Below are 14,960 nucleotides of genomic sequence, written 5' to 3'. Positions count from 1 at the left end.
GTGAAGTCCTCAGGAAAGTAATTGCTCAGGCAGAAGCTATCGAGGAACTTGACCGAATAACAAATTGGACATGGCGAAAATAATAGCGATAGCCAACCACAAGGGTGGTGTGGCTAAAACAACGAGTTGTGTAAATATAGCCGCAGCCTTGGCAAAAATGGGCCGTCGGGTATTGTTGGTGGATGTAGATCCACAAGCGAACCTTACAAGCAGTTTCACTGATGAAAGCAAGATAGAGGCTTCAATCTATGATGCAATGAAAGGCGCTCCGGCACCAATCATGAACATATCAGAGAACCTTGATTTGATACCATCCCACATAGATCTTGCCGGAGCAGATATGGTGTTCAGTAATAAGATTGCCCGGGAACAGATCCTGAAGAATATCCTTGATGAACTGAAGGCTGGGTATGACTATATAATTATAGATACACCCCCCGCTCTTGGTTTGGTGACAATCAATGCTCTCACTGCCGCTGACAGTGTGATCATATCAATCTGTGCGGAAACTCTCCCTCTCCGAGGATTGGTGATGCTCGATGAAATGATAGGAGACATCGCCCAAAGCATCAACAAGGGACTGCATGTTTCTGGCATCATAATCGCCAAGTACAATCGACGCAAACTTGATAATGCGGTTATCGAGGCTATTCGTGAAAAGTATGGAGATAAGATCTACAAGACCTATGTAAGAACTTGTGTGTCGGCGGCAGAAGCTCCAACCTATCGTCAAAGTGTTTTGGACTATGCTCCGGGGTCAACCGTTGCGGAGGATTATAGAGCACTCGCAAAAGAAATAGACAATCAAACAATATAAAAATAAATAAGTATAACAATATATAAAATAAACAATATAAAAAGTATGGCAAAAAAGACATTGACATCAGGATTGCTTGGTACAGTGACAGGCTTGAGCAAGGAGGCTGAATCAGTATCTACTAATTCGGCTGTTGCTCCTGTCGAAATGCCAAAAGAAGTGGCACCTGAAATACCGGGACAATCCGATAAGCGCAGACCGGGAAGACCGTCTGCCAACTCCGGAGAACCGGAGATATGTGTGACATTCAAACTTCCGGACTCTCTTGCCCAGGAAATAAAGATGCTTGCCGTGGTTGAGCGCACAACTCAAAAGGAGATCATAACGGCAGCATTGAAGGAGTATGTTTCTCAAAGGGTAAAATGACAATATAAAAATATTTCAATATATAATTAAATAAATAAAACAATTTATATTGTTGTTAATTGGAGCGGCCACAAATGCGGTCGCTCCAATTAAATTCATGTATCTTCTCGGTCTGAAAAAGGAGTTGATTTGTGTATGTCGAAAGGAATGACTATTTTTGCAAAGTGTAAAAGAAAAACATATTGATAATATACGCCCCCCTAATGGGGCACGAGGAACGAGTGCCCCTCTGTTCAAAATTTTAGATTATGAGTATAGATTTTAGTAAGGCTGACTTGAATAATTTTGATTTCGATACTCTTTCTGCGGATGAGTACCGGGAGTTTCTTCAGGCTTGGTCGGATTATCATGGTAGGATGAACCGTGTTTCTGTGGATGTGTTGGAGCAGGAGTTTGAGCGTAAATCCGATTATCTTCAGTGTGGGGAGCATTATGAATTGTCAGAGCTTTATCTTGATGAGTTTGTCGAGTTGTTGTTTGAGAGGAAAGCCTTTGAACAGGGTGAGGGGATTATTCCTTTTGAGGAAGTACAGAGTTATGAATACAAGTTGTGGTTGAAGCAGAAGATTCGGAACAAGGCTTTGAGGTCAGAGTCCTCCAATTCAGATGATGCACAGTCAGAGAAGATAGACTATAGTGGTTATCGTATGTGGAGATATAATCCTGTGGTCTTCTACAAGGATGGAAAGAAGAACAGACATAGGTTGTTGCTGAAGGATGATGGCGAGAGTCTGAGTTTCCTTAGTGGGCGGGACTTTGCGATATTGTCCCCGGTGACTTACGTAGGGCGTACCAACTCTTATAGGAACGCTCGGTTTCTTTATGCCTTTGCGATAGATCTTGACGGTGTGAGTATGCACGAAGTCCGGATGTTGTTGCGTGGTATGACAACGGGGGTTTATCCTGTTGCCAATATCATAGTCAATTCCGGACATGGGATTCATGTGTATTACTTGTTGAAGCGTCCGATTGAAATGTTCGCCACTCGCCTTGATGCGTTGAATAAGATGAAACGAGGATTGACCAAGATTGTGTGGCTCGTGTCAAAACTTGGTGCGGAGAGGGCGCAGGTTCAGAGTGTGGTGCAGGGCTTCCGTGTGCCGGGCACCAAGACAAAGTTCGGCAAACCTATCCGGGCATTTTGGAACCGTTCCGCGCCCATGCACACGCCGGAGGAATTGAACAGCTTTTTAGGGCGTGCTTTCAGCTTGACAGATGAAGAACTCGGACAGTTGACAGACAAGACACCTCATAATCCGTCTCGTGTGACGCTAAAAGAGGCGCAGGAACGATGGCCGGAGTGGTATGCCTCCAGAGTAATTGGACGCAGGAGAGTGGGCAAGAAATGGCAACTCAACCGTGGTCTGTATGATTGGTGGTTGAATATCCTTAAAGACGGTCAGCAAGTGGAAGTGCATCATCGGTACTGGTGCATTCTCACATTGGTTGTCTATGCTGTCAAATGCGGTGTTCCTCGTGAGGAAGTCCTCGCTGATGCTTTATCCTTGGTTTCGGCTTTTGACCGTAAGACTGAGACGGTGGATAATCCCTTTACGGAAGATGATGTTAACGATGCCATGAGAGCCTATGACGAGGAATATAACAAGTGGCCTATTCGTGTTATTGAAACGACTACTGGAATACGCATAGAGAGAAATATCAGAAAGGGACGTAAGCAACCACTTCATTTGATGATTGCGCGTGCAAGTAGGGATGTACAGGCATTGGCAAAAGGTAAGACAAATTGGTATGAAGGTAATGGACGTAAGAAAGGAATAAAGATAAGTGCTGATAAGAGTAGTCATGCGGCTATTATAAAAGATTGGCGAGAGAAGAATCCGGACAGCAAGAACAAATCTTTGTGTGCCCGGGAGACAGGACTCTCCAGACCGACTGTTACCCGGTGGTGGGATTCTACCGTGCCTGAACCACTAAAATAATAAAACAATAAATAAATAAAACAATATATATTGTTTTATTATTGGGCTTGCGAGTCCGTTTCATAGTTCTCTTCAAGAACCATAACCATAGTAAGAATGTTATTTGTAAGGAAAATATTTACGCCAGAATGTTCAGGTAAAATAATTTTCAGAAATATGAATTTTCAAATCAAATAACAAATGCTTTATCAATGGATGAAACAGAAGAAGAAAAGGGAGATTTTTTAGAAGTCAGAAAATCTTTCGAGAAAGATCCAAGAAAGGTCATTGAGATAGAAATGGACAAGGATGGCAGATTCTCTGAGAGAACTCGATATGCTATGGAGAATACTCTGAATTTAAGTCTGCTTTCACCCCCTGAAGTCCCGAAGCTGGCAAGTGAGGCAGAGGCCCTGTTTGTGCTGTCAAAGCGCGGAACTGTTTTGGAAACAACAGAAGCTGATTTCATAGAGGGATATATTTCCCCTATGGTGTACCGATCTTCCTCGATGAAGTTCCCGCAGGTTCCAATCGCCCCGAAGTTCGTGAAGATGATCAAGGATATGAATGCCGGAAGTGGTGTCCCTCACGCTACGATCACATCTACAATCAACAACATACTCGACCGCTTTTTCAGTGGGTATTTGCTTGTGAGTAACCGTGTCAAAATGGGATACGGCAAGGTCGAGGAATAGCACAGGTATCCTCCGGAGGTCAGTTGTTTCAGGCGGTTCCATCGCTTGCGCGAGAGCAAATTTTTCAAATTTGCCATAGCTTAATAGGGCAAAATATTGGCGAAGCCACCGCATCCACTCCGTTGGGATGCTATATTTAACCCTATTAAGGCATGTGGCTTCGCCCCCTACAACCCCCACAAGGGGAGTGTCCTCTCCCCTTTGAACCCCACCGCCGGGATGACCCTTCCCGGACCCTCGGACAAGGGCTTCCAGCCCCCGTCACCCCCGGGCAGAGAGTGACCCTCTCTCTGCACTCTCCGGCAAAGGGAACAGCTCTGCGGCCGCCGTTCCCCTTGCATCCCTTCCCGGCCGTTTCCGTCCACCTTCCATTGAAAATATATGAGCCACTATACAGTCTGCCATTATGAGAAATGCTACGGTCCACCGGTGTCCTACTCCACCCATATCGAGAGGAAGAAGGCGGACGGAACGGAGCATGTGCCGTACAACATCAAGCGCAGAGACCTTACCAGACATAATAAGGAGTTTATAAAGGAAGCCCGGGAGATTGGCCGCAGCGCAGCCATCGAGAAAAGGCTTGATGCTGTCCGTCATCAGAAGGATGCCGACGGCAATGAATACGAGCGCAAGATCCGGAAAGGTCAGATATGCTGCATCGAGATCCGCATGAGCGCATCGGTCGAGGGTATGGCTGAGATCATCGAGCAGGGCAGGCTGATGGAGTGGTGCCGGGAGTCGATCAAGTGGGCTCAGAAAGAACATGGCAAGGAGAACATCGTGAGTGCGGTTCTGCACATGGACGAGGAGACTCCGCACCTTCATGTGTCTCTTGTTCCTGTTGTGTCCGGAGAGAGCAAGAAGCAGAGGACTACAAAAAAGAGAGCCGCCAAGGATAAGGAGAAAGCGGAGAAGAATGGTGAGGAAGTCCCGAAGAAGAAACGCCGCTACAAGAAAAAGGCGACAGTGGAGACCTTACGGCTGTGTGCCGATGATGTCATGACCCAGTGGGATCTGAAAAGGCGGCATACCGAGTATGCCATTGCGATGGCTCCTTTCGGGCTGGAGAGAGGCGAGGAGGGAAGCCCTGCCAAGCATAAGGATCTTGCCCAGTATTATAAGGAGCAATACGAGCTGCAACGCGGGCGGCTGGACGAGTTACTCAAGGAACTCGCCGGACAGGAGGACTTGGTAAAGGAGAAGAACCGGGAGATTCTTAAAAAGGACAGTCAGATCCGGGAGCAGGAAAAGGAACTGAACAAGACCAGGAGTGAACTCACTGAAAAGAAAAATGAGATAGCACGGCAACAGCAGCAGCTCGACAAACTTCTTCCGTTGATAGTGAAGGCGCAGGACAGGCTCGACACTTACACTGAAGCCGGAGAATATGCCGAGGGTCGCATAGAATCCGCTGACCGTCTTCTTCAGGCGGCGGACAGCAGGGAGAAAGAGGTTGTCAAGGTTGAGAAGGAGGCATTGGATAGGATAAACAACGCCTCGATAAGTTTCCTTGCCAAGAAAGAGGTGGAGAGGCTTGCAAAGGAGAATGCGGAGCTGAAGTTGCTCGTGTCCGGCAACGCCACCGCACTGGAGAGAGAAGCCGCTGCCACACGGCATGAGAAAGCCGGAAGAGAGAAGGCGGAACGGGAACTGCAACATCTGAAGGAAACCGTGTCCGGCACACAGACCGCACTTGAGCGCAGACATCCTCTTGAAGCCCGGTTGATAAGGGAACTTGTGTCGATTGAGATTAAAGATCCGGATTATCAGGATGCCATTCTTTCGGGTCAGACCTTGACATGGAAGAAATATCCGTTTATGGATCCGGCGACAGGAAAGAGGATTCCGGAGGAATATGCCGATAATATCTCCGTGAGGATTGAAGGACATGGGGAAGACTCGTTCATCTCTATGTGCGGTAAGCGTATCTCCGATTTCTTCCGGGATATCTGGGCAAAGGTGAAGGCTGCACTTGGAATAAAGCAGCGTCAGGAGGAAGAGAAAAGGAAGCAGCAGACACAAAAGCCGGACACCGGACAGACTCAGGACCCTCCGAAGAAAAGCAGGGGAAGGCGAATGTAGGGATAATGCGTCCTTACAGTCGGCTCGCCGTATAAACCGTAGGTGCGTAGCCTAATACGCACCAGTCAAGGACAGGTGCGCTTCCATGACTGGAGCCGATGCCGGACAGCAAGCTGAATCATGTTGTTTTCTTGCGTTTGTCGATGGCTCTGTAAAGGGTTGCCCGGCTAATTCCGGTTGCTTTGGTTATCTCATCTATCGAGTGCAGCTTTGAGTCGTACATCTTCAGAGCGGTAGATACTTTGCTTTCATCAGACTTTGGTCTGCCTCCCTTACGACCTCTTGCCCTCGCAGCTTCAAGTCCCTGCCTTGTGCGCTGCCGTGTGAGGTCTCTCTCAAACTGTGAGAGTCCGGCAAAGATTGTGAGCAGCAGATTACCCTGTGGTGTGGTGGTGTCGAGCCATGTCTCTCTCAGTGATTTTATCGACGCTCCGGCTTCATGTATTCTCTCGATGATTGAGAGCAATTCCTTGACGGAACGCCCCAGCCGGGTAAGTTCCGTTATTATCACGGTGTCTCCGGAACGGAGAGAGTCCATCATCCTGTCAAGTTGGGGACGCTCCTTTTTAACTCCGGATATCTTCTCACTGTATATCCGCTCACATCCGGCTTGAGTGAGCAGATCTGTCTGACCATCGAGGTTCTGCACGGTGGTCGATACTCTTGCGTAGCCTATAATCATGGAAGAAATAATTGTTCTGCGGTTACAGACTGTCTTATATCATCTGAGTACTTATTCCTGATAATGCCATTTGAAGTGATCAATACAGGGGAGATGAATTTTCGAGCATGAACATAATGTTGCAGCACGATCACTTTTTTATTGATACTTTCAAGTGCGGCCGCAGTCATGGAATATCCGTTTGGCGCATATTTCATCTCACAGATATTTATGACGTTGTCTGAACGGTCAATGAGTAAGTCAATCTGAACGCCGGGGTGAACATCATTTCCTTTGACGTGCCATGAGAATATATTAGCCATTATTCCAGATATGCCAAGTGCAGCCTTAATCTGTCTTGAATGGAGAAGGCAGACACGTTCAAAAGCTAATCCACACCAAGTATTGTAGGTGGGAGTTCGTAATAACTTGGTCCAGTATTCATCATCTACATTGTAGGCATTCCTGACAAATTGATAATAGAACAAGGTATAGCAATCGACAAGCTGATAAATTGCATCTCTTATTTTTTTGTCAGTGTGACAATATTTCCGAATAAAGCCACATTCTATAAGGTCTTCTAATATGCCGCTAAGTTGCCCATTATTATCCAGCTTCCCTTTTTTTGAGATTTCATCACGTGTAAGTCCGGATTTTTTGCCGGAGAGGGCTTCTACAACTTTCAAATACTTTTCCGGCTTATTAAATATGGAAGCATAGATGAAGTTAAATTCATCTCTAAGAACCCCATTCTCTTCCAGGAATAGGGTATTAATATTCTGCGCCATGCTTTTGGCTGGATCAAGCTTTGACCAATAATATGGAACTCCTCCCATGACCATATAGCCCTCCAAGATCATATTCCGGTTTGGTGGTAGGCCTTGATATTGTGCAAGTTCTTCACATTCAGCCAATGAGAATTGTTGTATTTTAAGTCTATATGTTACACGATTATACAGACCTCCCTTGTTTCGGAAAATCTTATTTATAATCCATGAGGTCGCACTTCCGCAAATAATAAGAAGTATATCATTTCTGGCAGAAGCCCATCCATTCCAAAAATGTTCAAAAGCCGGAACAAACTTGGAGTTGGGAGAGTCCATCCACGGTAGTTCATCTAAGAAAATAATCTTTCTCTTATGTGGAGAGGATTCAATTAAGGCCTCGAGAAGATGGAAAGCCTGAAACCATGTTTTGGGGGCTGAAGAATCGTCGGGTAAACCTTGTGAGAGGAGACTATTGTAAAATTCTTCAAGCTGATCTTGGTTAGATACATTTAATGCTCCAGTGTATTGAAAAGTAAATCTTTCGCAGAATGTTTGCCTTACCAAGTAGGTTTTTCCTACACGGCGACGGCCATACACAGCGACAAATTCCGAATTTTCAGAATCATGTGCTCGATTGAGTTGCTCTATTTCTTCTTTACGTCCTATTATCATGGCTAAAGTTTTTTGCAAAGGTACTAAAAATAACCGACATTTAGCTATAAGTGTGTATTTTTATCGGGTTGTAGCTAAATGTCGTCGCGTAGAATGGTGTTATACTACTTTCGAGGTGGTATATTCAAAGGTTGGTGGTAAATTGGGGACAGATTTATTACGGCGAGATGCCGATATTTGGCTATAAGTGGGTATTTTGACCCACTTATAGCCAAATATCGGATTTCAGATGATGTTCTCAATACTGATAAAACCGAATTATAGCCAAAAGTAGGTCAATTATCCCACTTTGGGCTATAATTCGGTTTCACTTTCGGTATTCAATCTCAAAACTCAGGATATTTGCCATGTTTTGAGTTGATGATTTTGAGATGGCTTATGAAATGGTATCCAGCAGGTATATTTCTATCTGAAGATAGTTTGCCGGGCAGTCTCAAAAACGGCCGATTTAGAACTGATGTAAAACAAAATAGTTGAACTATACTGACAGTTGTAATTGATTTCTAACTAGTTGCCAATAATTGCCTTTTAGTGCAATCAATTCGTCATGACTTCCTACTTCTGCAATGCAACCGTCTTTAATAAAAACTATTTTGTCTGCATTTTTAACGGTACTAAGTCTATGTGCTGCAATAACTATGGTCTTACCATTTTTTATAGAATTGATATTTGAAACTATAGATGATTCGTTGTTTGCATCTAAAGAAGAGGTCGCTTCATCTAAAAATAATAGGTCTGGATCTTTGTATAATGCTCGTGCAATCATAAGCCTTTGTTTTTGTCCTCCGCTCATTTCAATCCCTGAAACTCCAACTTTTGTATGAATACCCATGGGCAATGAATTTATAAATGTCATTAGTCCTACAGTATCTAATAAATGCAAGGCTTTTTCTATATTAGGTTTATCTTCAGAAAGAGAAATATTTTCTAATATAGTACCTGTGAATATTTTAGCTTCTTGCATAACAACTCCACAATGTCTTAGCCAATTCTGGTTATCTATATCGCGTACATTATAACCACTTAATGTTAGAGTCCCTTTTTGCGGAATATAAAAACCAAGCATAAGTTTAATCAAAGTAGATTTTCCACATCCGCTTTCTCCGACCAAAGCTGTAACTTTTCCTTTTTCAATCGTAAGATTAAAATCCTTTATGACAAAAGGAGAGCTTGATCCAGCATATTTAAAATACACATTTTTGAATTCTATTGAAGCTTCAGAAAATGTTTTTGAACCTCTAAATTCGGAATCATCATGTATAACATCATCAATTCTTTGATAAGAAAGCAAAGCATCTTGAAGAGAACTAATAGAAGTTCCAAGAGTGGTAAAAGGTTGTGATAATCGTCCAGTAATGTAACCTAATGTCATCAAGGCTCCAATTGTTAGATCTCCATATATGACCATTGTGGCTCCAATACCAGTTACAAGTAGGTCTTTAATACGAGTGATTGTAGTATGCCCTCCCCCTTGGATAGTATTCACCCATGCTGATTTCATAGATATTTTATTAATGGCCGTTTGGGTTTCCTTCCATTTACCTATTCTTGAATACTCTGCATTATTTACTTTTAAATCCGCCATACCATTAGTTAACTCGTAGGCATGGTTTCTATTTTCTGATGAATTAGTAAAATAAGCATAATCTAATGTCTTTCGCTTATTTAGAAATAAAGTGTTCCAAACGATTTCGAATAACGACATTAATATAAAAATAAAAAAAATGATAACACTATAATGAAATAATAATGTGGAGAAGACAATAATTGTTAGAATCATTATTAATATTGAATTTGGGAATGTCAATAAGAAATCTTTAATTCTAGATTGATCACTTATTTTTTGAACAAAATCAGAACTTACCTTTTTGTCAAAAAAGGATAATGGAAATTTTGCAAGTCGTTCAAGGAAGGTATTTACCATATCTAGATGTACTCCCAAACCTGTTTTGGTTAGTATCAAGTCCATGCTACTTGACGCAACTAATCCTCCAATCGTAATAGCTAATTGACAAAGCAAAAGAGCAACAATTAGACTTACATCTTTTAGTCCAATACCATCATCAATAGTCTTTTTTAGAAGAATGGGAACAGCAAAGTCTGTAGCCATTATGACTATAGTTATTAATAATGCTAATAAAAATTTAACCTTATGAACTTTGAAAAATTGGAATAGATACTTGAAGAAATCTTTAAGGCTATTTTCTTTTTTATATGATAAATTATTGAATTCTTCATTAGGTTCAGCTAATATAGCTAATCCTGTATGTTCCCCATTTGGAATCCAGTATTTAATAAAATCATCATTAGAATATGTCAATTTTCCTTGGGCAGGGTCTGCAATATAGTATTTTTTTTTCTTAGAATTAATTTTGTACAACACAACAAAGTGGCGTTGCTGCCAAAATAATATAGCAGGTAAAGGCATATCTGTAATATGTTCTGGTGAAATGCGAACAGCTGCTGACTCTAGCCCAATTTTGTTACAGCAAGATGTTATGTCTTTAATAGACATTCCGAGTCTATTGAGATCAGATATATTATGAAGATATCTTAACGGTATATTTGTTCCGTAATGTTTTGCAATCATACGGATACATGTTAAACCGCAATCAGAGTGTTCTATTTGTCGGAAGCACTTAAACATATTGTAATTATGTTACCGATAAACACTGGTTTTAACTGACTCTGGTCCTGTTATATCTATACGATTATCAACCTTTTTACCATATCCAAATGTATATGTGAGATTTATGGAAATAGCTCGTCCTGTTTCAAGGTAGTTATAGTGATAATTCAGATTGGGAGAATTATATTGAACCCAACTCTTTCGATGATTATTGAAAATGTCTTCTATTTTCAAATCTAAATATAAGTTATTATTCCCATAAATAACAGCGAAGTTCCAATTATCCTGTTTCCAGGATTTTTCCATTCCGGATACGCTCACATCTTTATATGGACCTTCATATGATAATTCGATTCTGAAGTTACCTATAGTATAATCAGCACTTCCAGAAAGAGTAATATAATTGAATTTAGTATGATATAATCCTCGCACATAGGTGTAATACCATTGAGGAGAAACCCCAATAGAAAAGTTGTCATTAAAAAAAGTCCCTCTTAATTCAATATTAGCTCTGATATTATCAGAGGGTTTTGCATTAATCGTTTCTTTTACTAATCCTCCCAACTCTTTGGGGGCTGGTGAATATGTTGTGATGATATTGTTATAAGTTTTAACATATCCAAGGCCGAATGATAATGTTAGCCAATTTTTGGGTAGATATGTAGCATGTATATATGTATCCCAAGATGTGAGATTCTTAAGATATGGATTACCTAGAGCCCAAAGTAATTCAGAATTTTGTACTAAAACTGGATTGGATTCACTGGCAGAGGTGGGACGCATATAGAATTGTAAAGCTCCATTAATGGAGAATTTTCTCATCGGATTCCAATTAATAGAGGAGCTAATAGTTGGATAAATAGAATGTTCTTTAATATTTCCTACTTTCCAAAAAGATGCAGCAAAACCAGGGTCTATTGATACAGACATATGATCATTAGGATTCCAATTGAGTTTAATTACAGACAGTATTGATTGTCTGGCTTGGTCTTGTGTTGTATTGGCTGAACCTTTGTAAAGAGTTGAAAACCAATCTATATTGTAGTCGAATTTAAATTGAAATAACCATTTATTTGACAGCAAATAAGACGGTAAGATGGTTACCTTAAAGTTATTTACATCTTCAACGGTACTATTGAGAATAGGGACATTTAATCCTAGTTGATTAATTGTATTAGATCTATTTCTGGCATAAGAATATTTCCATATCCCAGAAAAATGCCATTTATCAGCAAGTCTAAAGTAATAATTCCCCATAACTTGAGGTGATAAACTTTTGGATTTAGAGGTAGATATGCTGTTTGAGAATCCGAATAAGTTTGGATTCCATATATCAGTGCTATTAGAACCGCTGCCGGGATTTCTATTCCAAGAAAAGGATATTGTATGTGTTATACGGGATCTTTCAGTTGCATACTTTGCGTTAAATGCACATCTTAAACCATCTTCTCTATTGAAACTATTATTTTCCTCTTCTCTAGAAATAAACTCATATTTGGTGTCGTTGTAAAACAAATCGCTATAAGTGGTTTCTCCAGTCATTTTTGAACGATGATCACGGTAATAATTGCCAGAGAGCAAAAATCCATAGGTCATCTTTTTATAAACTAATTTTGAAGATGCTGTATAATAGCCATTGTTAGGGATTTTTTGGTACAGATTAATACGGCTCACACCACCAACAGAGTATTTAGGCATGATGAAATTAATTGCGATATTTGCTCCTTCAAAATTAGGATCAGATGGGTGCTCGATATATTGGACTCTCTTTACTTCATTTGGCCAAAAAGTAGCGAGATCGATATCATCAGCTTTTTCTCCATTTATAAAAATAGGAATAACTTCTCCAGATAAACTAACAATAAGCCCGTCTTTCTCTTTTATAAAGGGGAGATGCATAGATTTAATAAGTGATGCAGGACTGTTAGAAAGTTTTTTTGCGTTTTTTGATGGTATGAAATTCATAACGCCTTTCTCAATCCATTGATTGTCACCCAAAACAATGACTTCTTTCAATTGTTTAGATGGAATGGAATCATCTGCTGCTGCAAATTTGCAACAGAACATTACTAAAATAGAAAATATGATAATAGACCATTTCATGCGAATAATTTATTGGGCTTTGAGATTAAACGAGTATTCAAAGATGTCTAGGATTATGCTATCTATATCCTCATCTGAATAGTTGAATGTACATTCCTCAGAAAGACGGGATTCTAATGCTCGTTGTTTACATCCACCACCACATATTGGTGCAATCCTACAGTTTAAACATATAGGTTTAGAGTATTTTGCAGTGTTCCGGTGGTGAACAACTACTGGGTCTAACTGTAGATTGCCGGAACAATCCAATTTGCCAATACGATTATCAGAGGTAAAATCTCGAGCAGTGCATCCAAACACGTCTCCATTATAGTTTACTAAAACGTGATTGATTTTATCTCCATAGCAAGAGTTTCGCACATCATGTGGAATATAATTAGAAAGTACGACGAATCCGCTGTCAATAAATAGTTTGCGAATTAATTTAATTTTTGTCTCGGTTTCATCAGTACGAGTTATTCTATCTTGCCAAACTCGCTGAAAGTCAAATCTTAAATATTTTTTAATATCGTCAGTAACGTCTTTAAATGATTTAAATATAGAGTTAATACTGTCAATGTTCTCACTAGTATAATTAACCCTAACAATAACGTCTATTTTTGATGAAGCTAGGCTGAATATATTTTTAACAATAAGGTCATAGCTGCCACTCCCGTTTTTGAAAAAACGAGTTTTATCATGGTAGGTTTTCCCTCCATCAAGTGTGATTTGAAAACCGCAGGAATATTGCTTAAGAAACTGAATAATCTGATTAGTTAGTAACGCTCCATTCGATGTGAAGTGTATGTGTAATGAGACACCATGTGTTGTGCATAAAGAATGAGTATATGATATAATCTCTTTAGCGGTATTATTAAAATAGAAAAGAGGTTCCCCTCCAAAAAATCCAAGTTCAAAGGATTTGATAGATGGTCTTTTCAATATTGAATGTATATATGCCAGAGTTGAATTTAAAACTTCTGGACTCATCTTCGAATTAGGTATGTGGTTTTCATAACAATACCAACATCTAAAGTTGCAATCAAGTGTAGGATTAATATGAAGAATATACTCGTTCTTATTGTTGTCAGCATCATTAATGCGTTCCTTAAGTAAGGCTACTTCATCAATATCGGTATTTATGATGATTCCGGCATCTAACAATTGCTTGTGTAAGTAAGGGAAATTACACGAGAATCTATCAGTTAATAAATCTGAAAAATTTAATAACTGATTACGAACCACAACAAACTTTCCAGAAAAGGAATTGTATAACAGCGTGTGTTTGCCGTTAATAATTAGAATCGAGTTAAATACGCTCAGTTTCATATTAATATACGTAGAGACATCTACGCAGGCGTAGATGTCTCTACGTTAAAAGATGAGTAAATACACGTTTGTGCAAACACAAGAAAGGAAAAAATTCCTATTCAAAGACTACGGAATAAGTGCTACTAATCCAGTATCAGTGCTCTTCTGAAGTCTTTTCAATGTAGTGTTGAGACAACCACCACGATTTGTTGATTTGGAGCAAGCACTATTGTAATTTTCGCAGCTACCTCCATTCTTAGCTTTGTTGCATTGGTCGTAGAGCTCATTGATGCAGTCTCCACCATTGTCTCCTCCGATGAACTCCATGTTTGTTGAGAGAAGTGCTGACTCGCAGTTCCCGATTGTTGCATCCATCGGGAGGTTTTCGATGAATGCTGCAATTCTGTTTGTTTTCTGATTCATCATGTTCGTGTTAAAGGGTTATTAATCTGGTTAATGTGAAGCATTCAATACAAAGTCAGTGGTTTGTGATGAGAACTCCTACGATGCAAAGTTAATTGATTTTAGGAACTCCACCAAATATAATCATAAAAAAAAGAAAAAAAAATTTTTTTTTCTAAAAAAAAAGTGTATGAAGAATTCTAAGCCAAATAGCTTAGTGTTAAGCTATGGTCGGTTATGAGAAAGAAATGAGGTGGTAGTCAAAGAATTATTGTGGAAAAAATTTGGGCAGTACGAAATTAATCACTAACTTTGCAACAATAAAACAATATAAAAATAAAACATTAAATAAATATAGCAATATAAATGGCCGAAGATAGAGTAGAAGAACTCAAGAGTATATTGCAGCAGAATGAGGTTAGTGTCGCCAATGCTCATGAGGCTTTGGAGCACCATCTCAATCAACTGCACCGTCTTGGGGCAACCTTGGAAGATAACGTGTGTGAAGTCCTCAGGAAAGTAATTGCTCAGGCAGAAGCTATCGAGGAACTTGACCG

General features: G+C 40.2%; 12 protein-coding genes. 6 read left to right on the top strand and 6 right to left on the bottom strand.

Features of this window, described 5'->3' with window-relative positions; genetic code table 11:
- Window positions 1–70: 70 nt before the first annotated feature.
- The 5 genes from E5354_RS13975 (at window position 71) to mobV (ending at window position 5,879) form a co-directional block, all read left to right on the top strand.
- Complete coding sequence (locus tag E5354_RS13975) at window positions 71–817, top strand: ParA family protein (protein ID WP_135947833.1); 747 nt, start codon at window positions 71–73, stop codon at window positions 815–817.
- A 45-nt stretch (window positions 818–862) separates the two neighbouring features.
- On the top strand, window positions 863–1,183 hold the full coding sequence (locus E5354_RS13970; protein WP_103984457.1) for a hypothetical protein: 321 nt from the start codon (window positions 863–865) through the stop codon (window positions 1,181–1,183).
- A gap of 248 nt (window positions 1,184–1,431) precedes the next feature.
- Window positions 1,432–3,123, top strand: a complete 1,692-nt coding sequence (locus tag E5354_RS13965; RefSeq protein ID WP_135947832.1) for a hypothetical protein — start codon at window positions 1,432–1,434, stop codon at window positions 3,121–3,123.
- 191 nt (window positions 3,124–3,314) lie between these two features.
- The gene (locus E5354_RS13960) at window positions 3,315–3,797 is read left to right on the top strand and encodes a hypothetical protein (RefSeq protein WP_135947831.1); all 483 of its coding nucleotides are present in this window, start codon (window positions 3,315–3,317) and stop codon (window positions 3,795–3,797) included.
- A gap of 381 nt (window positions 3,798–4,178) precedes the next feature.
- Window positions 4,179–5,879: a MobV family relaxase gene (gene mobV / locus E5354_RS13955; RefSeq protein WP_135947830.1), complete on the top strand. Its 1,701-nt coding sequence runs from the start codon at window positions 4,179–4,181 to the stop codon at window positions 5,877–5,879.
- Between the two features lie 118 nt (window positions 5,880–5,997).
- Here the strand turns inward: mobV and E5354_RS13950 are convergent, their stop codons facing one another.
- From E5354_RS13950 to E5354_RS13925, 6 genes are all read right to left on the bottom strand, one after another.
- Window positions 5,998–6,561: a recombinase family protein gene (locus E5354_RS13950; RefSeq protein WP_135947829.1), complete on the bottom strand. Its 564-nt coding sequence runs from the start codon at window positions 6,559–6,561 to the stop codon at window positions 5,998–6,000.
- Window positions 6,558–7,979: an AAA family ATPase gene (locus E5354_RS13945; protein WP_135947828.1), complete on the bottom strand. Its 1,422-nt coding sequence runs from the start codon at window positions 7,977–7,979 to the stop codon at window positions 6,558–6,560. Before E5354_RS13945 ends, E5354_RS13950 begins: the two co-directional genes overlap by 4 nt.
- A 478-nt stretch (window positions 7,980–8,457) precedes the next feature.
- Window positions 8,458–10,626, bottom strand: coding sequence for a peptidase domain-containing ABC transporter (locus E5354_RS13940; protein ID WP_135947827.1), 2,169 nt, complete (start codon window positions 10,624–10,626; stop codon window positions 8,458–8,460).
- 12 nt (window positions 10,627–10,638) lie between these two features.
- A complete protein-coding gene (locus E5354_RS13935) occupies window positions 10,639–12,711 on the bottom strand; it encodes an outer membrane beta-barrel protein (protein WP_135947826.1) in 2,073 nt (690 codons plus the stop codon).
- A gap of 9 nt (window positions 12,712–12,720) precedes the next feature.
- Entirely contained in the window at window positions 12,721–14,019 is a 1,299-nt protein-coding gene (locus E5354_RS13930) for a radical SAM/SPASM domain-containing protein (RefSeq protein ID WP_135947825.1), read from the bottom strand.
- Between the two features lie 108 nt (window positions 14,020–14,127).
- Window positions 14,128–14,427, bottom strand: coding sequence for a hypothetical protein (locus E5354_RS13925; RefSeq protein ID WP_135947824.1), 300 nt, complete (start codon window positions 14,425–14,427; stop codon window positions 14,128–14,130).
- 342 nt (window positions 14,428–14,769) lie between these two features.
- Here E5354_RS13925 and E5354_RS13920 point away from each other — a divergent pair.
- A partial coding sequence (locus tag E5354_RS13920; RefSeq protein ID WP_135947823.1) for a hypothetical protein occupies window positions 14,770–14,960 on the top strand: 191 nt, incomplete at its 3' end.

Origin of the sequence: Muribaculum sp. NM65_B17, assembly GCF_004793735.1 — a bacterium.
Lineage (GTDB): Bacteria > Bacteroidota > Bacteroidia > Bacteroidales > Muribaculaceae > Muribaculum > Muribaculum gordoncarteri.
This window is presented reverse-complemented; position numbering and strand designations above follow the sequence as displayed.